The following is a 20,150-nucleotide window of genomic DNA, read 5'->3' as shown; positions in this document are numbered from 1 at the left end:
GATTAGTCACTTTTCGTCTTAATATAAAGCTTCCAGTTGTTTTTCTACCTCTGGACTTTGTAAATATTCGTCATAGGACATCTCTTTGTCAACAAGCCCATTCGGTGTAATTTCAATGATTCTATTCGCTAACGTTTCTACAAATTGATGGTCATGAGAGGTGAAAAGCATGACACCCTTAAACTTCATTAACCCATTATTAAGTGCAGTAATGGATTCCAGATCCAAGTGGTTGGTTGGCTCATCAAACAATAGGACATTAGACCCACTAAGCATCATTTTGGATAGCATACAGCGAACCTTTTCTCCACCTGATAATACACTTGCCTTTTTCTTAACCTCTTCTCCCGAAAACAACATTCTTCCTAAAAACCCACGTAAGAAGGTTTCCGTCTCATCTTCAGGGGAATACTGGCGCAGCCAATCAACAAGGTTTAAGTCGCTATTTTCAAAGAAGGCAGAGTTATCTTTAGGGAAATAGCTTTGAGATGTCGTCACACCCCACTTATAAGAACCTTCGTCAGGCTCCATTTCACCCATTAAAATTTTCATTAATGTTGTATTTGCTAATTCATTTCTTCCAACTAAGGCAACTTTATCGTCTTTTTTCAAGGTAAAGCTGACATTATCCAACACTTTTTCGCCATCAATCGTCTTGGAAATTCCTTCGACAAACAGGACATCATTCCCAATTTCACGATCAGGCTTAAAGGCAATGTATGGGTATTTTCTGGATGATGGTTTAATATCATCTAACGAAATTTTATCTAACAATTTTTTACGTGATGTTGCTTGTCTTGATTTCGAGGCGTTGGCACTAAAGCGAGCAATGAAGTTCTTGAGCTCTTTAACTTTTTCTTCTTTTTTCTTATTTTCCTCTTCAGCCATTTTTAAAGCTAATTGACTGGATTCATACCAGAAATCATAGTTACCGACATAAAGCTCGATTTTTCCAAAGTCAATATCGGCAATATGAGTACACACTTTATTGAGAAAGTGACGATCATGGGAAACAACAATGACGGTATTTTCAAAGTTGATTAAAAATTCCTCGAGCCATTGAATGGCCTTGATGTCTAAGTGGTTGGTCGGCTCATCTAGTAGTAGGATGTCTGGCTGACCAAATAATGCTTGTGCTAGCAATACCTTCACTTTATCCCCACCAGATAAATCCGCCATTTTGAGATTATGCAAGGATTCATCAATGCCTAGTCCTGTTAACAGCTTGGAGGCATCGGACTCTGCTTCCCAACCGTTTAACTCGGCAAATTCACTTTCTAATTCAGCTGCACGAATTCCATCCTCATCTGAGAAGTCAGGCTTCATATAGATTTCATTTTTCTCATGCATGATTTTAAATAAACGTTCATGGCCCATCATGACAACCTGTAAGACTTCCTCTTCTTCATACTTAAAGTGATCCTGCTTTAACACAGCTAGTCTCTGTCCAGGTGTAATGTGCACATCACCGGATTGGGACTCAATTTCACCTGATAATATTTTTAAAAAGGTTGACTTTCCCGCACCATTTGCACCGATTAATCCGTAACAATTTCCTGGGGTGAATTTAATATTCACGTCTTCAAACAGCTTACGATCCCCATATCGCAAACTGACATCTTGTACTGTAAGCATATTTATGTCCTCCATTAATTCAAATACTCGGATAACCTTCAGAAAGTATAACATTTTTAGGGTACATAAAGATAGTTTTTGAACAATAAAAAGCTAATGAGCCTAGTCATTAGCTTTTTGTAAAAATTAATCTCTTTTCCCTTTTCCGCCCCAATTTCGTTTATTGCGTTGGTCCTTATTGCGGCGGTCACGTCTGTCTCTTGGTTTCCGATCCTTGTATTTACGGTCTTTATATTTACGGTCGTTGGATCGTCTGCGATTCCCATCATTTTTCGGCTTTTTCGAACGGAGTGGAGCAACCGATGTCAGTTGAACTGGAGTGCGGTCTGGCTCCTTCGTTAATAATTTAATGGCAGCCGACACTAAGGTGACCGAATCAATGTCATCTAACAGGTTTTCCGCCATCGATTTAAATTCACTAATATTGTCATTCTCTGCTGTTTGTCTTAACTGATCAATTGCCGATTGCTTGTTTCCTTCAATAACATCACTGTAAGTTGGAATGGATTGGCGCTCAATCCTAGTTTTCGTAACCTTCTCAATAATGCGTAAATGTCCCATTTCACGTGGTGTTACGAGTGTAACAGACAAGCCCTTCTTCCCAGCACGTCCTGTACGACCAATTCGGTGGACATAGCTTTCAGGATCCTGTGGAATATCAAAGTTGTATACATGGGTTACACCTGAAATATCTAAACCACGTGCTGCCACATCTGTTGCTACCATGATATCGATGGTTTGCTCCTTAAATAAGCGAATGACATGGTCACGCTTAGATTGAGACAAATCCCCATGAATTCCCTCTGCGGAATAGCCTCTCTTCTTTAACCCTTCTGTTAGCTCATCCACACGCTTCTTCGTACGACCAAACACAATTGCTAATTCTGGAGACTGAATATCTAAGAGACGACTTAGAACATCGAACTTTTGCTTTTCTGGAACATCGATATATTGTTGGTCGATATTTTTAACTGTCATTTCTTTTGTTTTCGTGCGAATCATTTCTGGATTGTTCATAAAACGTTGTGCCAATGCCTCAATTTTATTCGGCATGGTAGCTGAGAATAGCATAGTGTGATGCTCTGAAGTAACAGCAGCTAAAATCTCTTCAATTTCCTCAATAAAGCCCATATTAAGCATTTCATCCGCTTCGTCTAGAACGACGGTATGAATTTTATCTAAGCGAATGGTTCTTCTCTTCATATGGTCTAACAAACGACCAGGTGTTGCCGAAATGATTTGTGGTCGTTTCTTCAATGCCTTTATTTGGCGACCAATGTCCTGTCCACCATAGATAGGTAGTGTAAATATGCCTTTTTTTGTACCAATACGGTTAAGCTCTTCAGCTACTTGCACAGCGAGTTCACGAGTTGGGGCTAAAATGATACCTTGGATATTACCACTCGTTGTATCTACTTTTTCCACAAGCGGAATTCCGAAAGCAGTGGTTTTCCCTGTTCCTGTCTGTGCTTGTCCAATTAGATCTTTGCCAGATAAACCTACTGGAATCGCTTTTTCTTGAATAGGAGTTGCTTCTTCAAATCCCATTGCAGAAATAGCTTGTAGCGTGTCCTCACTTATGTTAAAGTCTTTAAATTTCTTCAAATTATTTCAATCCTTTCTTGTGTTGCCTTTTCGTATATATGATTTTAGGTGCCGTATACTTGTCATCATTTATTTTACCTATAGTATGTTACCTTATGACTGAATTTACCCTTCCTAGTGTATTAAGTTACGGTCTCTTTACGAATAGGTATGTTCAAAACATTTTCACGTTACTGCCATACTTTAGCAATTTTAAAGGAAATAGGATAAAAAATCTAGTTATAAGACCAATTTTGTCCAAAAGACTGATTTTTATAGAACATTTCGTTAAACGTAACAAAGAAAAGATAGCCAATTAAATAGCTATCTTTCCCCTTTTAAATCCTTGCTTGTGATTGTAGTTGTTTGTACTTATTTTGTAGCTCGTTAAGATCCACTTCAGCGGACATGCTGTATAAAAGCCCATCAAAGTAGTTTTGAATGGTGTCCTTCATTAGGTCTTTTCCATATTCAAACGTTTGGTCCCATTGCGCTAGATAATCCTGTTTCATTCGGTCTCGTTGCTCCTCAAGCTGCTCTTTAACCATTGGTTTTAAAATGCTCTGAATGGTCTCTTTTACGTCTTCTTTTTCATTTCGTTCAAAGAAGCTTTTCGTATTTTTGAACTGGGCTAACGCGTCTTTGAAATGATCCATGTCAATTTGATTTAATTTCAGCTCTACCTGGGGCGATTCATAATTATATTCCAGGTGATCTGGGAAAGTCAGTTCATACGCTTGGAACAATGAATTGTCTTGCACTTCCTCGACAATCTTGTTCAATTGTTTTTGCATAAATGTTTCCAGCCGCAGCCCTGTAGCTTGAAGCTCTTGAATCAAATCATTTTGCATGTATTGTAGAAGTTGTCGAATGGCTGTTGCTAATTCCTGTTTACCTTTCTTTCCATTTGACTGAATGGTAGCCGGATTAATCGATTCCTTAATTAAATCTGCAAAACGCAAAAAGACCCGTTGATGAATATAATACGTCAGTTCCTCTAATTCCTGAGTAATGGATTGCTGATAGCGCTCGGATGTGACACCCTCTACAGTATCTATGGCTTGTTTTTGGTCCTCTTCATAGGTACGTTTTTTCTGCGCTTTTTCATTCTCACCCATTGACGCGGTTTTAATATATTCGGAGAGCGTATTTACAGAACGATTAAGATCATGGAGGGCTGATTGAATAAAGATTCCAGTCAACTCATCCTCGATAAAGGTGTAGAAATCACGCTCAAATGCAGGCAACCCAGATTTGGATTCTGTTATATTCTTTTGTTTATCCTCTATAGCCCATTTACTTGAGACAGGATACATTCTAGGATTTCGTATTCCGAATTCCAGCAATCTCTCCGTCACATAGGATTGGACAAGTGTTAATTCTTCATCATCCTTCGCTAAATCGGCTGCATTAATCATGAAAAACATTTTATCTAAGCTAAACACATCTTTCACACGGCCGAGTTGAATTAAAAACTCTCTGTCAGCCCTTGAAAATGCGTGGTTGTAATACGTGACAAATAACAATGCATCAGCACTTTTGATGTATTCGAATGCTACATCAGTATGTCTCGCATTTACAGAGTCGGCTCCAGGGGTATCCACTAGAGTAATTCCTTTTTGAGTGAATGGTGTATCATAAAAAATTTCAATCCATTCCACGTAGCAGGCATATTTTTCATCTGCAATATACGCTGTTGCTTGCTCTAAATCTGTGCTGACTTGATCATTGAGTTGATGTCCCAATTCTGAAAATCCTGCCTGTAATGCCTGTAGGAAGGAAAGGTTTTTAGCCCCGTTGGTTTGGTCTACAAAGTCAGATAACTCAACAGTATCCATCCATTTCACAACATCTTCAACAGTGCTCAAATGTTCAGGTATTCCTACTGTTACATGGAACACGTCATCCAGTAAATCCTTCTCCTTCTTCAGCTGAACCGCTACCGTTCCATGCGGATGATCCACATTTGGCGGACTTATCTTGTTAATGGTTGCGGTCGTAGGATTAGGAGAAACTGGCAATACCTTTTCCCCTAAAAGGGCATTTGCAAAGGAAGATTTACCGGCACTAAAAGCCCCAAATAAAGCAACCGTAAATTGGCGGTTCTCCAAACGTTCTTTTTTGTCCACTAGCTCCTTGGTTAGCGACTGAAAACCACGAATATCCTGGATAACATTTATGGATTTTTCAAGTCGGCTCACAGTATCCTCAACTGAAATAAGGTTTTCTTGTTGATTGGTATCCACTACTTCTTCAGTAGTGTCCTTTTCGTACGATTCATTAGTCTGATTGAGAACCGCTTCACTTTGTTGAATGCTGGATTCTCTTTCCTGAAGAATCCTTTCAACCTTATCTATCAAATCCTTATTTTCCGTGTATTCGCCGAATAGCTTTTCGTTCAACTGTTTCTCTCTAAGTTCAATATCTGATTGAATTTGAGCAAGTTGATCTTTCGCTTTATTGATCTCCTCATAAAGCTCAAGCTCATCCTTCTTTTCCTCCAAAACTTGCTTCGTTTGCTGTTGAATTCGACCACGAATCTGTTCCCAAATATCTAGTAATTGCTGATTCGCAGACTGTTTTAAATCCTGGACAACATCGTTCGTGTAGACAAGTACATAATTACCTGTTACCTCTGCACCTGATTTAATCAGCTTTTTGAGACGTCCCTGCTCATACTGAATGGTAAAGTCCTGAATTTCCTTAAGGAGCTCCTCATCCCCAACACCTTGCTCTTTGGTTACCCTTTGCAATAGGTCACGTATGTGAGAATCTAATTGAACAGAGGCCACTTCCATTAAAGACTTAAAAAAATCCTCTAAACGATTTTCGCGTTCCTGTTCTGTTTTTTTCCTGGCAAACAAAACACCAGCCTTAAAACCAGGCTGCATGGATTCGAGAAAGTGTTTTGCCTTCTCCCGATTCTCATAAGGCATTAAATAAGCATTTTTAAAAATCGAGTCTAGAGACTCCTTAAAGATTCGTTCAACCTTTTGATCGCGATTCTGCATATCCTCTAGTTTTTCCGCCACATCGTTAATGGTTTGATCCCCTGTTGACAGCCTGCTTTCTAAATCAGTTATTTTTTCCTGTAGGTCTTCTAACTGCTCTGATTGTTGGTTGCGATAATATTCAATATGATCTTGAATCAAAGCCTTTGAGGAATGGATTAACGTGTGCTCAATGATATCCTCTTTTTGTTCCATAAAATCATGAAATAAGTCCTTGAGCTCTGAAAACTGGTTGTTCTCAAGCTCTTGTTTGTGTAAAGAAGTATAAAAAACACCCTTAGGCTGCAAATTCCAATTGCTTAAAGCAACATCTACACTCTGCTTAAACTCCTCAAAAGAAAGCTCTTCCTCTTGATGCTTATCGATTTGATTAACAACTAGATAAAAAGGCTTCCCTCGTGACTGAAGCTCCTGCAGAAAGGCGAGATTGACCTCTGACTGTACATGATTGTAATCCATCACATAAAAAAGCGTATCCACGATATGTAAGCTTGATTCCGTGATAATTCTGTCTGCATCATTGGAAGAGTCAATCCCTGGTGTATCCAAAATCGAAACATGCTGAGGGAGAGATGCAATATGTTTGCTAATTTCAATTTCCTTAATCGCATCACCGTCTTTGCATAGTGATTTAATGGTATCGATATCAATAGAGGAAGAATATTCAACCGGCGACTCATACCGATAAAACACGCGCGTATACGGAGCACCAGATTTCACCTGAACTAAATTTGCACTAGTAGGAATCGGACTGGATGGCAGGATGTCTTCACCAACTAAGTGATTGATCATGGTTGATTTACCGGCTGAAAAATGTCCTGAGAATCCGACCACTAATTGTTCGTTCTTATATTTTTTCATTAGATCAAGCATTTTTTCGGCTTGATGTATATCCCCATATTCATTGATCCTGTCATAAAGGGTCGCAAGTTTACTCAATTTTTGATCGACTTTAGTATCTACATATGAATTCATGTTGAAGAAACTCCTTTTATTCTGGCACATTGATACTGCTATTTTACTGAAAATAAAGTTATTTTAACAGACCTTTTTTGAATTATTGTATTCGTGATTTAATCACGGAGGTCGTTATATGCCAAAATTCCATGACTGGTTCTAGCTTCTCTTACCGCTTTTATGATTGCTTTTTCCATGACGGTCGTTGCTAGCATCCCAACTACATTTAATTCGGCTTCCACTTTGTTCGTACTCATTGTGAAGATCGTATCACCATCCACTAATGCATGCGAAGGGCGCATCGTCCGTGCCAGTCCATCATGAGCCATTGAAGATATTTTGCTAGCTTGACCTTTATTCAGCTTGGCATTGGTGACAATCGTTCCAATCGTCGTATTCCCTTTAAAACGATTCGTTTTTTCAGTTTGGTCAGATTGAGACAGAAGTTGTTGTTCTGAGGATAAAAAAGATTGATGTTTTTGATCATAGACGCCCGCAATGATGCCACCTGTTTTCGGATCAATCACATCACCGAAGCAATTAACCGCAACCACTGCTCCGATTTGTAAATCCCCGATTTGAACAGCATATGTCCCTAGACCACCTTTCATAGCAAATTCAGGCCCTAAACACTTTCCTACTGTTGCTCCAGTTCCAGCCCCCACATTGCCGTTTTGTAAAGGCTCATTTTGATATGCCCCTTCACAGGCCTGATAGCCCATTTGATGATCAGGTCTTACAGTAGGATTACCGGGAAACAAATCAAATAATATGGCACCCGAGACGATTGGTACCTTGGCCACTTGAACATCAAATCCGATTTGTTTTTCCTCTAAAAATTGCATAATCCCTCCGCCAACATTTAAGCCATAGGCACTCCCGCCTGACAAAAACACAGCATGAACATCCTCAACTAAATTTTTAGGATCCAATAAATCGGTTTCCCTTGTTCCAGGAGAACCCCCTCGTACATCTACACCACCAACTGCTCCCTCCTCACATATAATCACACTACAGCCTGTAGCCGCTTTCTCATCTTGCGCATGCCCAAGCCGAAAACCATCTATTTGCTGAAAAGGTATTTCCCTCATGATTCTTCACTCTCCTAAAATGAAAAGGACTGCCTCCGTTTTCATGAGAAGCAGTCCTTATAATTAAGATTGGAAAAACTTTTTATTTAGTTCGATGTATTCATTTTCCTCATCAGGAACATCGTCCTCATGGTAAATTGCCTCTACCGGGCAAACTGCTTCGCAGGCACCACAGTCGATGCAAATATCTGGATCAATGTAAAACATATCTTCGCCCTCTTCAATACATTCTACAGGGCAAACTTCAACACATTCAGCCGCTTTTTCATCTTTACATGGTGAAGTAATTATAAATGCCACATTAAGCCCTCCTTTTTTATATGCTCTTCCCTTATTATAATATTAGATGTCCTTGGAAGAAACTCCTTTTTTATGAACTTTTTTTTGGCTAATTTTCTCAATATTTGTACATATATTTATTTCCCTATGTTCATATATTGTACGTGAGACTTTAAAATATAGGGGGTACAGCATGAATATTACTGTAAATTCCGGAGATAATCTTTGGGCATATAGTCAAGTCTTTCAAATCCCATTACAGCTTATCATTGACTCCAATCCAGACATTAACCCGTCTCGGTTAGCCATAGGCCAAAACATACGAATTCCTGGCTTTGTCACGGAAACATATACCGTTCAATCCGGAGATACCTTCTGGCGAATTGCTCAGCAGCAAAACATTCCTATAAGTCATATCTCCTTTATGAATCGACAAATTAATCCTGCCAATTTATTTGTGGGGCAAGAAATCATTTTACCAAGACGTGTTACATGGAGAGTAGTAAACGGAAATCAACCTTACACATATAACGATTTGATTCAAGATATGCGGGTGTTAGCGTATATTTATCCCTTTATCCGCACATTGAATATCGGTCAATCCGTTATGGGAAAATCAATCCCTGAATTTGTCATTGGCCGGGGGGAAAAACAGGTTCACTGGAATGGCTCGTTTCATGCCAATGAATGGATCACAACTCCAGTTATCATGACCTTTATCAATGATTACTTACTAGCATTAACGAATCAGCAACCAATTCGTGGCCTGCAAGTTCAGCCCTATTATCATGAAGTATTACTCTCCGTTGTACCTATGGTCAATCCAGATGGGGTTAATCTCGTTATTGAGGGACCACCCGATGAAGAGCCTTATCGCGAGCAGGTGTTAGATATAAACAATGGAAGGACCAACTTTTCCAATTGGAAGGCCAATATACGTGGAGTTGATTTAAACAATCAATATCCAGCTAGGTGGGAGATTGAAAAGGAACGCAAAGAACAGCAGCCTGCCCCTAGAGATTATCCAGGTGAGGCTCCACTAACCGAGCCTGAGGCGATTGCAATTGCCGAACTAACAGGTAATCGTAATTTTGACCGTGTCCTCGCTTTCCACACGCAAGGAGAAGTCATTTACTGGGGCTTTGAAAATTTAGAGCCACCTGAAGCCGAAACCATTGTGAACGAGTTTGCGCGAGTGAGTGGCTACCAGCCCATCCAAACCGTTGATAGCTATGCAGGCTATAAAGACTGGTTTATTCAGGAATGGCGTAGACCTGGCTACACTGTTGAACTTGGGCAAGGAATCAATCCTCTTCCCTTGAGTCAATTTGAAGAAATTTATCAGGAAACCTTAGGAATTTTTCTAGCTAGCCTGTATTTGTGAACGTTTTATGAAAAAGTATACTTTGGTATAATTTCCGAATATTAAAAATCCCGTTACAATAATGAGTGTTAATACAGTAGATTGGAGGTGAAAAAATTGGGAACAACACTCATTAAGATTTCAGTAGTGTACTTTATGATCGGGGTCAGTATTGGCTACTACATGTCTACATCTCACCAATATAATCTAACAGGTGTCCACGTACACATAAATCTTCTCGGATGGACTGCACTTACTTTAATAGGACTAATTTATGTTTTATTTCCTGAGCTTGAAAAGAAAGCCTTAGCCAAAATCCATTTTTGGCTTCATAACATTGGCTTACCACTCATGATGATCTCTTTATTTGTCATGCTACAAACTGGTAACATGACAAGTACTCCCCTCGTAATTGGAACGGCAGTCGGGGGGACACTTGTATTAATTGGGGTTTTTGTTTTTGCTTTTAATGTGTTGGTGAATTTAAAAAAGAGTGAGGCGTAAAAAAGCCTTGATTTGACTTTTTCTTCTTCGGAATTATGAAGATCATTTCCTCTGTGTTTTGGTGGAGTTTTGTCCTTCATTGGCATTGTGAAGGACATTTCCTCTGCACTTTGAAGCGGTTTTGTCCTTCATTGGCATCATGAAGGACATTTCCTCTGCTTTTTGAAGAGGTTTTGTCCTTCATTGGTGTTGTGAAGGACATTTCCTCTGCTTTTTGATGTGATTTTGTCCTTCATTGCCATCATGAAGGACATTTCCTCTGCTTTTTGATGTGATTTTGTCCTTCATTGCCATCATGAAGGACATTTCCTCTTTGTTTTAAAGTGATTTTGTCCTTCATTGCCATCATGAAGGACATTTCCTCTGCACTTTGAAGCGGTTTTGTCCTTCACTGGCATCATGAAGGACATTTCCTCTCTGTTTCATCTAATTATTTTTCTCTAAAAACTCCAACCTGTTACCAAAAGGATCTGTTGCATAAAATCGATTATACCCTGGCAAACGGTCATCAACCTTAACCTCAATTCCGTTATTCGTCAGTCGCTCGCGTAATGCTTTTAAGTTTTCAATATAAAATGCTGGATGTGCTTTTTGTGCTGGTTGAAAGTTTTGTTCCACACCGATATGTAGCTCGTGATGGCCTGCTTGAAACCAAACTCCACCATTCTTTTTTAACTCCTCAGGCTTCTCAATCTCAGGCATACCAATGATGTTCGCAAAAAATTCACGCGCCTCAGCCTCACAGCCAGCCGGCGCAGCTAATTGAATATGGTCAATCCCCTTTACAGTAAATGACATTTCTCCCACTCCCCTTTTATTATTACCTACACCTCAACTGGAATTTGCTTACCTAAACCAATCCCTTCTAAAGTGAGCTGACAGCTTCTTGCTTTCAACTCCACTCCAGCTTGTCTCGCAACCTTAAGGGCAGATGCAAAATCAGCATCAATCCAGTCGGCGGGCCTGACCACTTGAATATCCTCTCTTTGACAAACAAATAAAACTCCTGTTTGATGAGAACCGGACCTTTGAATCTCGGTTAACTCCATCACATGCTTTTTCCCACGCTTTGTCGGAGCATCGGGAAAATAGCCGATACTCCCCTCCTCCATCGTGACACTCTTAACCTCGAGTAAATATGGCTTTTCTTCACCCTTGAGCAAAAAATCCCATCGTGAGCCTCCATATGTATACTCCTGTTTGACATATAGAAGGTGTTCAAATTCTTGTAGCCGACCCTGCTGCAACACTTGTCGCACGAGTTGATTTGGCAAGGTTGACCGAAGCGAGACCAAAATATCATCATCGGGTTTTTTCACTAATTCTGCCGTCCACTTCGTTTTCCGGTGCGGTGCATCATGATAGGATACATAAAGGGTGTTATTCGGAACAAGTAACTTTTTGAGTCTACCCGGGTCTTGTAGGTGAACTGTAATGATTTCGCTTGTTTCCACTAGCTTACAGGTTAATATAAAGCGATTTTCCCGTTCTAAAAAGATAGCTTGATGTAAAGAAACATCATATGGTAAAAACATTAGACTTCCTTAAAATAATCCTTAAAGAATCCACCTATTTTTCCCGTATTATCAATGATGAAATAAAACTCGTCTGTTTCATTTTTTACATCGTATACTTTACCAGGTGTCAAAGCATTGTTGACAATATACTTATTCGCATTGGCATGAACACACTCAATTTGTTTGATCGTTTCGTTGTTCTCCCACGTTTTATGAATCATCTTAAACCCCCTCTTCTAATCTATAAATACTCGCCTTTATCATAATGATTTTTCGTTTTTTTTGCAATACTTGGTAATTGAGCACGATTTAATTTTGGCAACAACCCTTTAAGCAGAACAGGTAACAGAATCACAATAATTAATAGACGAACAGCTTGAAGTGAGCTCACGATTGAAGGGTCACCGCCTACCATTTGTGCGGTCAAACCCATTTCTACTAAGCCTCCAGGTGCAAAGCTTAAAACAGCTGTAGCCAGATCCATTGATGTAAATTGACTAAACACATAACCAAACAAAAAGGAAACGAAAATGAGTCCAATATTTAATATTAAAAAAACAACACAGTATTTACCGACCTTGATAATATCCTTTAAGGAAATGGTATGACCTAGGTAGGAACCTAACACCATCTGCGCGCCAATGAAGAAATAATTTGGCAGGTGGTACATTGTAAAGCCTGTTGCATTCAGCACCCCAGTTAACAGCATTGGAATGATAACAAAGCTGGCTGGTACTTTATTACTTAGTGCTTTAGCTAACAAGGCAAACGCAACATAAAGAAGAATGGTCGCAATATGTCCATCCTGTTCCGTCGCATATGCACTCGCCCCCTGAATCGTCCCACTATACAGATAATGGGTCGCAACAAATGGAACGATGAAAAGAACAGCTAACAATCGGATCGAATGAAAAATCGTTACATAAACAGTGTTACTATGAAACGATGTACTAAGGGCGATCATGGCTGATAACCCACCTGGTACCGCCCCTAAAATACTTGTAGTCGTATCCAAATTAGATTTTTTCGAAATGAAATAGGCGACCGTCAACCCAATCAAAATCATAAGCGATGTTAGGGCTAAAAAAGGAAAAAAGTAAGGAGCAACATTACCAAACGTATTTGATGTAAACGTACCCCCAATTTGAATACCTAATAATATAAAGCTAATATTTCTTAGCTTTGCTGGCGAACTGGTCTTTTGATGAAAAAGAGATTTATAGATTAATAAAAACGTAATGGGACCTAATATCCAAGGTAGCGGAATATGTAATGCTTGAAACAGTAGCCCGCCACCTAAAGCAAGGATCATGGTATATATGAATGATTTATATTCCGGTTTCATGAGTGAACCTCTTCCCTAAAAATGTCTGTTTTGAGTCACTGAATACTATTATACTTGAAAATTATTAGGATTATTAGTTGCATTTATTGTGACTGGTCATGTGCGGGGAATTTTGAAGCCCTTAGGAGCTGAGAGGACTGGGGTGTTAACTTTATCATCTAGAGCAGTCTTTAGCATTTTCAAAGATTCTTTAGCGAATTTGCACTAATCTTCAGCATTCAGCACTACCCCCAGCCCAGCACCAATCCAACTACATCCAAAACAAAAAAGCCACCCTCAACCCAAGGGCAGCCCTCTCTATTTACTCATCAAACAAATACAACAAATTTCCATACCCTTTTTCTTCCATCTCTTCCTTAGGGATAAAACGCATAGCAGCTGAATTCATGCAATAGCGTAATCCACCCTGATCTATGGGTCCGTCCTCAAATACATGACCCAAGTGGGAGTCAGCATAGGAGCTGCGAATCTCAACCCTTCTCATGCCGTGGGACGTGTCTAACTCTTGTTTGACTTGTTTGTCAAAAATAGGTTTCGTAAAGCTTGGCCAACCACACCCCGCATCATATTTATCCTTAGAGGAGAATAACGGTTCACCAGATACCACATCCACATAAATGCCTTCACCCTCATGGTCCCAATATTCATTCTGAAACGGAACCTCAGTCCCATTTTCTTGGGTGACATGATATTGAATAGGATTCAGTTTTTGTTTCAATTCATCAAGATTTTTCTCATTGCCCCATGTTTTTTCGATAAAACCCTGACGACCTGAACCCTTTTTATACATTTTATAATGAAGTGGATTTTTTTGATAATAATCCTGGTGATAATCCTCCGCAGGATAAAAGGTTGATGCTGGTAATATTTCAGTCACAATTGGTTGATTAAACTTACCACTTTCTTCAAGCTTCTTTTTCGATGCCTCTGCTACCTCTTTTTGATGTTCATTGTGGTAAAAGATAGCCGTTCGATAGGAATCCCCTCGGTCGTTAAATTGTCCACCAGGGTCTGTCGGATCAATTAACCTCCAAAAGATTTCGACCAAGTCTTCATAAGGAAAAATGGATGGATCAAATGTGATTTCAACCGCTTCATAATGTCCAGTTGTATCACTACATACTTCCTCATAGGTTGGATTTTCTTTATGTCCGCCTGTATATCCAGATATGACCTGGTGAATGCCTGGTCGAGTATCAAAGGGTTCGACCATGCACCAAAAACAACCACCTGCAAAGGTAGCCTTCTCAAGACGATTTTCAGCCATATTTATGCCCCCTAATGTTGTTGGTTACCTACATTTTATACTGAAATGATGGCAATCACAAATGTTGGGGTTTGTGGTTAGATAAATATTTTGGGGGTAGAATGGCCTTGTCTGGAAGAGCTCCTTCTCCTTGGTGATTGCTTTCTTTTCCTTTTTTTACTCCTACTAGAACTCTCCTCATCTGTTAGATAGTGTTCTAGCTCTTTGAGGTCACGCTCAATTCTTTCTTTTTCACTGGAGCTTTCTTCATTATGGTGTAATTCATCTTCCTTATCTATTTCCTCTTCACTTTCTTCATGACTCTCTGTATCATCCACATCATCTTCATCACCGTCCTCTGAAGCATTAATCGCTTTTAGCATTTGTAGCATGGCAGGTAAATTTTTCACCATAGGCCCGTATTGTTGAATCATTGGAGCCGCCTGTTGTGCTACATTGATCACCTGCTGAACATTACCAAGGACGTTTGAAGCCTTATCAATGCCTGATGCACCTGCAATGTGACCCGCTTGATGTCCTCCAAATCCAGCTCCCGGTCCAAAGCCAGGTCCAAATCCGGGATTTCCTTTAGGGGTGCGATTAAATAATCGTTGCAATAAACCTCCCACTCCCCTTTGACCACCACCTCCCATTTGCTGCATCATGGACTGTTGCTGAAACATACCTCTAGGTGGTTGTTGTGGCATGCGTGATGGCGGTCCCTGCATCATAAACGGGTTTGGTCTACCTGTGTTTGGTGGCATTTTTCCATTCCTCCCCTTTATCGTGAACTAATGTACTACTCTTACTGTACGATTAGGGGGATGTCTAAGTGTAGGCGGAAACTGGAAATCAGCACATTCTTTATTATATATTTTCTGGAATTTGCCAATCGATAGGCTTCTCACCAATCGATTTCAAGAATTCATTTGCCTGTGAAAATGGTTTGCTACCAAAAAAACCTCGATGGGCTGATAAGGGACTCGGATGCGGAGAAGTAATAATCTTATGCTTTTGTTGATTGAGTTTAGCCATTTTCTGTTTCGCATGATTTCCCCATAAAATAAATACAACGGGTTTTTCCCGCTCATTTAATACTTCAATCACTTTATCGGTAAAATGCTCCCAACCCTTTCCGCGATGAGAGGCTGCTTGATGGGCTCGAACCGTTAAGACCGTGTTCAATAACAAGACACCTTGCTCAGCCCAATTCTTTAAATAACCGTGATTCGGAATCTTACACCCTAAATCATTCTGTAATTCTTTATAGATATTTTTCAAAGATGGAGGAACTTGGACAGTCGGTTTTACTGAAAAACTGAAGCCATGTGCTTGCTCAAGGCCGTGATAAGGATCTTGCCCCAGAATCACTACCTTTGTGTCTTGGTAGGATGTATGATGAAATGCATTATAAATATCCTCCATTTTCGGATATATGGTCTGAGTACCATACTCACTTTTCAAAAACTCTCTTAACTGCAAATAATAGTCCTTCTGAAATTCTTCATTTAAATAATGTTGCCAGTCATTTGTTAAGATTTGTTGCAATACGATCACCCTTATTTTAACTATACCTGTCTTATATTTTACTAGATTAAAATATAAAACAACAAACACTTAAAAAAGTGCCTGTCTCTTATCTACTATTTAGTCTGATGTTACTTCCGCAAATATGATAAACCCTACAAAGCTTGCTAAAATCGTACCAAACAGAACAGTTGTTAACATGTCATCCATCCCCCTAACAAACGATTTTCTTACTTTTAGTATACGAGAAGAAACGGTACAATGGAGGTAGACTGTGTGGCAATTTTATGAAAAATATCTAGTCATGAAAGAAAGGGGATTTGATTCATGGAGACAATCGGTTTTATTGGAACAGGCGTTATGGGGAAAAGTATGGCTCGTAATCTAATGAATGCAGGATATGAGCTTAACATTTTTACGAGAACCCAAGCTAAAGCTAAAGAATTAATAGATGCTGGGGCTACTTGGAAGGAAACAGTGGCAGATTTAACTGCGAGTTCTGATGTGATTATTACCATCGTAGGCTATCCACATGACGTTGAGGAGGTTTATTTCGGTTCTAAAGGCATTTTGGAAAATGCCAAAGCAGGTACATATGTGATTGATATGACGACATCTAAGCCTAGTCTAGCTGTTGATATCTATAACCATGCTCAAGAAAGAAACGTTTATGCACTTGATGCACCTGTATCTGGCGGAGACATTGGCGCCCGGGATGGAAAGCTTGCCATTATGGTCGGTGGTGACCAGGCAGCTTATGATCAAGTCCTTCCAATTTTTCAAGTCATGGGAGAAAACATTATCCTGCAGGGGGATGCTGGTGCTGGACAACATACGAAGATGAGTAACCAAATTGCAATTGCCACGAATATGATTGGAGTATCTGAAGCGATTGTATATGCCAAAAAGGCTGGCCTAAACCCGGAAAGAGTGCTAGACACGATTTCAACAGGTGCTGCAGGTAGCTTTTCATTAAGCAAATTAGCCCCACGAATGATTAAGGGTGATTTTGCACCAGGATTTTATGTGAAACACTTTATTAAAGATATGAAAATTGCGTTAGAATCTGCGAAAGAAATGGACATGATGACACCAGGCTTGGAACTATCTTTATCCCTCTATACAGAGCTTGCTGAAAAAGGTGAGGAAGACAGTGGTACGCAAGCATTGATTAAATTATTTGAATCCTAAACAAATAAGAGTGCTGATGGAATGGTCATCAGCACTCTTTCTATTTTCCATAAAAGGTATAGATGTTATGACGGTAGGAAAAATAAGCATAACTACATTTGTTAGGATGAATGATATGACAAACCCGAGAACTTCCATACATAAGCCGGTAATCTTACTTGCCATCGACACCTTAATGTCCACTCCTTTAGAGGTTGTGGCCCAAACTGGACGAGCACCCGCGTTACAATTTTTAATGGAAAATGGTCAATACATCCCCAATTTAGTTAGTTCCTTTCCTACAATGTCCGTCACTATTGACAGTAGTCTATTAACAGGCACCTATGCTGACCAGCATCACATCCCGGGATTGAACTGGTTTGATATATCTAAGAAATCGATTGTCAACTATGGAACCGGGCTCCGGGAAACATACAGATTAGGCTGGAAAAAGGTGGCTACCAACACCTTAAACCGTTTGAATAACGAGCATTTAAGTGAAAATGTGACTACTATTTACGAGGATTTGGCCGATATGGGAATTTCCTCTGGTTCCATCAATGCTCTCGTTTATCGTGGGAACAACCCAAAACGTTTACAAGTCCCCCGCCTGCTCAGTGCCTTTACTGAATTTGAAAATGGCGAGTGGACAACCAATGCTACCTCTACCTTTTCACTAGGTACCTTTTCTAAACTGCGCCCATGGAGTTTTCCCACCAAAGTTGTGGCTGGAAACTATAAGTATATTGTGCGTGAGATGAAATATTTAATAAAGAAGGAACAACTACCAGCATTCACCTTATGTCTGTTTCAGGATCTAGATACACGAATTCACTTTAAAGGGCCTATGGATGTGAAAGGTCTGATTAAAATTGATCGTGAAATTCAAAAACTGCTTAATCTTTATCCAAGCTGGGAGGATGCACTTAAGCAAAATATTTGGATGGTGATTGGAGATAACGGCCATTCTGCAACAGGTTTCGATTATGAAAAATATATAATCGATTTACGAAAAATATTGAGCCATTACCGCATTGCTCGCATCGAAAAGCCAGTGAGGACAAAAGATGAGCTTGTGCTGTGTGTCAATCAACGCATGGCGTATGTCTATTTATTAGATGACGATATGCAAATATCCCAAATCACGGACGACTTAAAAAAGGACTCAAGAATAGACGTCATTGCTTGGAAGGATGATTCATGGGTCCACGTAGTTTCCGGAAAAAATCAGGGCAAGTTACGTTTTACTAAAGGTGGTCATGATGTCGATGAATATAGCCAATCGTGGACCATTGAAGGAAATGGTGAACTGTTAGATTTAAAAATATCTGAAGATGGGAAAATTTTTTATGGAGATTATCCTGATGCCTTAGCCAGATTATACGGTGCTCTCCATTCCCATTCCGGTCGCTTTATCGTTGTCAACGCCAAGCCTGGGTGTGATTTTAAAGCACAGTCTACACCATTTCACTTGAGTGGAGCAGCTCACGGTTCGTTACATCGACAGGAAACCCTTATTCCTTTAATTATCACAGGTACTAAGCAAACTCCATCCACTCCTAGAATTGTTGATATGAAAGCATTTATTCTACAATTAATTCATCAACAGATTGAAGAGAATACACACGTAAAAGACTAAAAATAAAATTGATAAAACTTGCAAACCGTGTTAAAATATCATCTTGCAAGAATAAAATCGCATATAAACGCCTAACTGATTTATATCTTGCAAATATAAATGGATAGGTGGTCATACAAATGGACAACAAGGAAAAATATCAAGTATTACTGTACTACAAATTTGTTACGATTGATGATCCTGAAACTTTTACAGCTGAACATCTTCAGTACTGTAAAGACCTTGGACTTAAAGGCCGTATTTTAATCGCTGAAGAGGGAATTAATGGTACGGTTTCAGGAACTGTTGAGCAAACGAACAAGTATATGGAAGATATGCACAACGATCCTCGTTTCAGTGACATGATGTTCAAGGTTGACGAGGCAGATGGACATACTTTTAAAAAGATGCACGTACGTCATCGTCCAGAACTCGTGACATTACGTCTTGAAGACGAATGGGATCCAGCAGAAGAAACCGCTGAGTTTCTAAATCCAAAAGAGTTTTATGAAGCCATGCAAGACGAGAACACGGTGGTGTTAGACACTCGTAATGATTATGAATATGAATTAGGACACTTCAGAGGCGCAATCAACCCTGATATTGAAACTTTCCGGGAGCTTCCTGAGTGGATTAAAGAAAATAAAGAAGAATTAGAAGGTAAAAAAGTGCTTATGTACTGTACAGGTGGTATTCGTTGTGAGAAATTCTCTGGTTGGCTACAAAAAGAGGGCATCACGGATGTAGGCCAGCTACACGGAGGAATTGTCACCTATGGTAAGGATCCTGAAGTACAAGGCGAGCTTTGGGATGGAAAATGCTATGTATTTGACGAGCGTATTTCCGTACCGGTTAACCGTAAAGAGCATGTTGTCGTAGGAAAAGATTACTTCGACGGCACACCATGCGAGCGTTTTGTAAACTGTGCAGACCCTGATTGTAACCGCCAATTCTTGTGTTCAGAGGAGAATGAACATAAATACATGCGTGGTTGCTCACATGAATGTCGCGTTTCTCCAAGAAACCGTTATGTGATTGAACATGGGCTAACAGAGGAAGATGTTCAAGAGCGTTTAGCTAAAATTGAGGAAGAAGATCACGTTAAACAAGCTTAAATATATGTAAAAAAAGTCAACCAGCATTAAACTGGTTGACTTTTTTAGGGGCTTGTCAAGTAAAGTGTGTAAGTTCAGATATATTTCAGAACTCGATCCTTTAATCGATCATCAACTAATAACTGGTTCATAGCTAAGGACCAATTCTGTATGTGTCCACCTTCCCATTTGGTCTCTAATTCTTTTAC

General features: G+C 39.6%; 17 protein-coding genes. 5 read left to right on the top strand and 12 right to left on the bottom strand.

Translation table 11 applies throughout. From position 1 onward, the window contains the following. Window positions 1–18: 18 nt before the first annotated feature. From GH754_RS05515 to GH754_RS05495, 5 genes are all read right to left on the bottom strand, one after another. Window positions 19–1,635, bottom strand: coding sequence for an ABC-F family ATP-binding cassette domain-containing protein (locus tag GH754_RS05515; RefSeq protein WP_153727746.1), 1,617 nt, complete (start codon window positions 1,633–1,635; stop codon window positions 19–21). A 126-nt stretch (window positions 1,636–1,761) separates the two neighbouring features. Continuing rightward, window positions 1,762–3,183: a DEAD/DEAH box helicase gene (locus GH754_RS05510; protein WP_153728078.1), complete on the bottom strand. Its 1,422-nt coding sequence runs from the start codon at window positions 3,181–3,183 to the stop codon at window positions 1,762–1,764. A gap of 374 nt (window positions 3,184–3,557) precedes the next feature. After that, window positions 3,558–7,205: a dynamin family protein gene (locus tag GH754_RS05505; protein ID WP_194841291.1), complete on the bottom strand. Its 3,648-nt coding sequence runs from the start codon at window positions 7,203–7,205 to the stop codon at window positions 3,558–3,560. Between the two features lie 98 nt (window positions 7,206–7,303). Next, a complete protein-coding gene (locus GH754_RS05500) occupies window positions 7,304–8,278 on the bottom strand; it encodes a P1 family peptidase (protein ID WP_153727744.1) in 975 nt (324 codons plus the stop codon). A gap of 63 nt (window positions 8,279–8,341) precedes the next feature. Next, complete coding sequence (locus tag GH754_RS05495; RefSeq protein WP_323741869.1) at window positions 8,342–8,578, bottom strand: indolepyruvate ferredoxin oxidoreductase subunit alpha; 237 nt, start codon at window positions 8,576–8,578, stop codon at window positions 8,342–8,344. A 172-nt stretch (window positions 8,579–8,750) separates the two neighbouring features. Here GH754_RS05495 and GH754_RS05490 point away from each other — a divergent pair, with 172 nt between their 5' ends. Then, window positions 8,751–9,941 carry a M14 family metallopeptidase gene (locus tag GH754_RS05490; RefSeq protein ID WP_153727743.1) on the top strand — a complete coding sequence of 397 codons (1,191 nt, stop codon included), beginning with the start codon at window positions 8,751–8,753 and terminating at the stop codon, window positions 9,939–9,941. Window positions 9,942–10,037: 96 nt separating this feature from the next. Then, window positions 10,038–10,424: a cbb3-type cytochrome c oxidase subunit I gene (locus GH754_RS05485; protein ID WP_194841290.1), complete on the top strand. Its 387-nt coding sequence runs from the start codon at window positions 10,038–10,040 to the stop codon at window positions 10,422–10,424. 426 nt (window positions 10,425–10,850) lie between these two features. On the opposite strand, the gene GH754_RS05480 is transcribed toward GH754_RS05485, so the two are convergent. From GH754_RS05480 to GH754_RS05450, 7 genes are all read right to left on the bottom strand, one after another. After that, the gene (locus tag GH754_RS05480; protein WP_153727742.1) at window positions 10,851–11,222 is read right to left on the bottom strand and encodes a VOC family protein; all 372 of its coding nucleotides are present in this window, start codon (window positions 11,220–11,222) and stop codon (window positions 10,851–10,853) included. A 26-nt stretch (window positions 11,223–11,248) separates the two neighbouring features. Next, window positions 11,249–11,959: a DNA/RNA nuclease SfsA gene (gene sfsA / locus GH754_RS05475; protein WP_153727741.1), complete on the bottom strand. Its 711-nt coding sequence runs from the start codon at window positions 11,957–11,959 to the stop codon at window positions 11,249–11,251. Continuing rightward, window positions 11,959–12,162, bottom strand: a complete 204-nt coding sequence (locus tag GH754_RS05470) for a DUF6501 family protein (protein WP_153727740.1) — start codon at window positions 12,160–12,162, stop codon at window positions 11,959–11,961. The genes sfsA and GH754_RS05470 overlap by 1 nt, the downstream gene beginning before the upstream one ends. Window positions 12,163–12,182: 20 nt before the next feature. After that, entirely contained in the window at window positions 12,183–13,286 is a 1,104-nt protein-coding gene (locus tag GH754_RS05465; protein WP_153727739.1) for an AbrB family transcriptional regulator, read from the bottom strand. Window positions 13,287–13,587: 301 nt separating this feature from the next. Beyond that, on the bottom strand, window positions 13,588–14,553 hold the full coding sequence (gene msrA / locus GH754_RS05460; RefSeq protein ID WP_153727738.1) for a peptide-methionine (S)-S-oxide reductase MsrA: 966 nt from the start codon (window positions 14,551–14,553) through the stop codon (window positions 13,588–13,590). 77 nt (window positions 14,554–14,630) lie between these two features. Then, a complete protein-coding gene (gene vrrA, locus GH754_RS05455) occupies window positions 14,631–15,296 on the bottom strand; it encodes a VrrA/YqfQ family protein (RefSeq protein ID WP_153727737.1) in 666 nt (221 codons plus the stop codon). A 103-nt stretch (window positions 15,297–15,399) separates the two neighbouring features. After that, window positions 15,400–16,080 carry a uracil-DNA glycosylase gene (locus tag GH754_RS05450; protein WP_153727736.1) on the bottom strand — a complete coding sequence of 227 codons (681 nt, stop codon included), beginning with the start codon at window positions 16,078–16,080 and terminating at the stop codon, window positions 15,400–15,402. A 306-nt stretch (window positions 16,081–16,386) separates the two neighbouring features. On the opposite strand from GH754_RS05450, the gene GH754_RS05445 reads away from it, so the two are divergent. The 3 genes from GH754_RS05445 to trhO all read left to right on the top strand — a co-directional run bounded on the left by GH754_RS05445 (window position 16,387) and on the right by trhO (window position 19,962). Next, window positions 16,387–17,250: an NAD(P)-dependent oxidoreductase gene (locus GH754_RS05445; protein WP_153727735.1), complete on the top strand. Its 864-nt coding sequence runs from the start codon at window positions 16,387–16,389 to the stop codon at window positions 17,248–17,250. A 115-nt stretch (window positions 17,251–17,365) separates the two neighbouring features. Beyond that, window positions 17,366–18,868, top strand: coding sequence for an alkaline phosphatase family protein (locus tag GH754_RS05440; protein ID WP_153727734.1), 1,503 nt, complete (start codon window positions 17,366–17,368; stop codon window positions 18,866–18,868). A 119-nt stretch (window positions 18,869–18,987) separates the two neighbouring features. Continuing rightward, window positions 18,988–19,962, top strand: a complete 975-nt coding sequence (gene trhO / locus GH754_RS05435; protein WP_153727733.1) for an oxygen-dependent tRNA uridine(34) hydroxylase TrhO — start codon at window positions 18,988–18,990, stop codon at window positions 19,960–19,962. The last annotated feature ends 188 nt before the right edge of the window (window positions 19,963–20,150 follow it).

The organism is Salinibacillus xinjiangensis, from assembly GCF_009649735.1.
Lineage (GTDB): Bacteria > Bacillota > Bacilli > Bacillales > Alkalibacillaceae > Salinibacillus > Salinibacillus xinjiangensis.
This window is presented reverse-complemented; position numbering and strand designations above follow the sequence as displayed.

Coding starts and splice junctions, on each gene's coding strand:
- GH754_RS05440 (WP_153727734.1), top strand. CDS start 17,366: ATGACAAACCCGAGAACTTCCATACATAAGCCGGTAATCTTACTTGCC.
- trhO (WP_153727733.1), top strand. CDS start 18,988: ATGGACAACAAGGAAAAATATCAAGTATTACTGTACTACAAATTTGTT.
- GH754_RS05505 (WP_194841291.1), bottom strand. CDS start 7,205: ATGAATTCATATGTAGATACTAAAGTCGATCAAAAATTGAGTAAACTT.
- GH754_RS05470 (WP_153727740.1), bottom strand. CDS start 12,162: ATGATTCATAAAACGTGGGAGAACAACGAAACGATCAAACAAATTGAG.
- GH754_RS05515 (WP_153727746.1), bottom strand. CDS start 1,635: ATGCTTACAGTACAAGATGTCAGTTTGCGATATGGGGATCGTAAGCTG.
- GH754_RS05500 (WP_153727744.1), bottom strand. CDS start 8,278: ATGAGGGAAATACCTTTTCAGCAAATAGATGGTTTTCGGCTTGGGCAT.
- vrrA (WP_153727737.1), bottom strand. CDS start 15,296: ATGCCACCAAACACAGGTAGACCAAACCCGTTTATGATGCAGGGACCG.
- sfsA (WP_153727741.1), bottom strand. CDS start 11,959: ATGTTTTTACCATATGATGTTTCTTTACATCAAGCTATCTTTTTAGAA.
- GH754_RS05510 (WP_153728078.1), bottom strand. CDS start 3,183: ATGGGATTTGAAGAAGCAACTCCTATTCAAGAAAAAGCGATTCCAGTA.
- msrA (WP_153727738.1), bottom strand. CDS start 14,553: ATGGCTGAAAATCGTCTTGAGAAGGCTACCTTTGCAGGTGGTTGTTTT.
- GH754_RS05445 (WP_153727735.1), top strand. CDS start 16,387: ATGGAGACAATCGGTTTTATTGGAACAGGCGTTATGGGGAAAAGTATG.
- GH754_RS05480 (WP_153727742.1), bottom strand. CDS start 11,222: ATGTCATTTACTGTAAAGGGGATTGACCATATTCAATTAGCTGCGCCG.
- GH754_RS05465 (WP_153727739.1), bottom strand. CDS start 13,286: ATGAAACCGGAATATAAATCATTCATATATACCATGATCCTTGCTTTA.
- GH754_RS05490 (WP_153727743.1), top strand. CDS start 8,751: ATGAATATTACTGTAAATTCCGGAGATAATCTTTGGGCATATAGTCAA.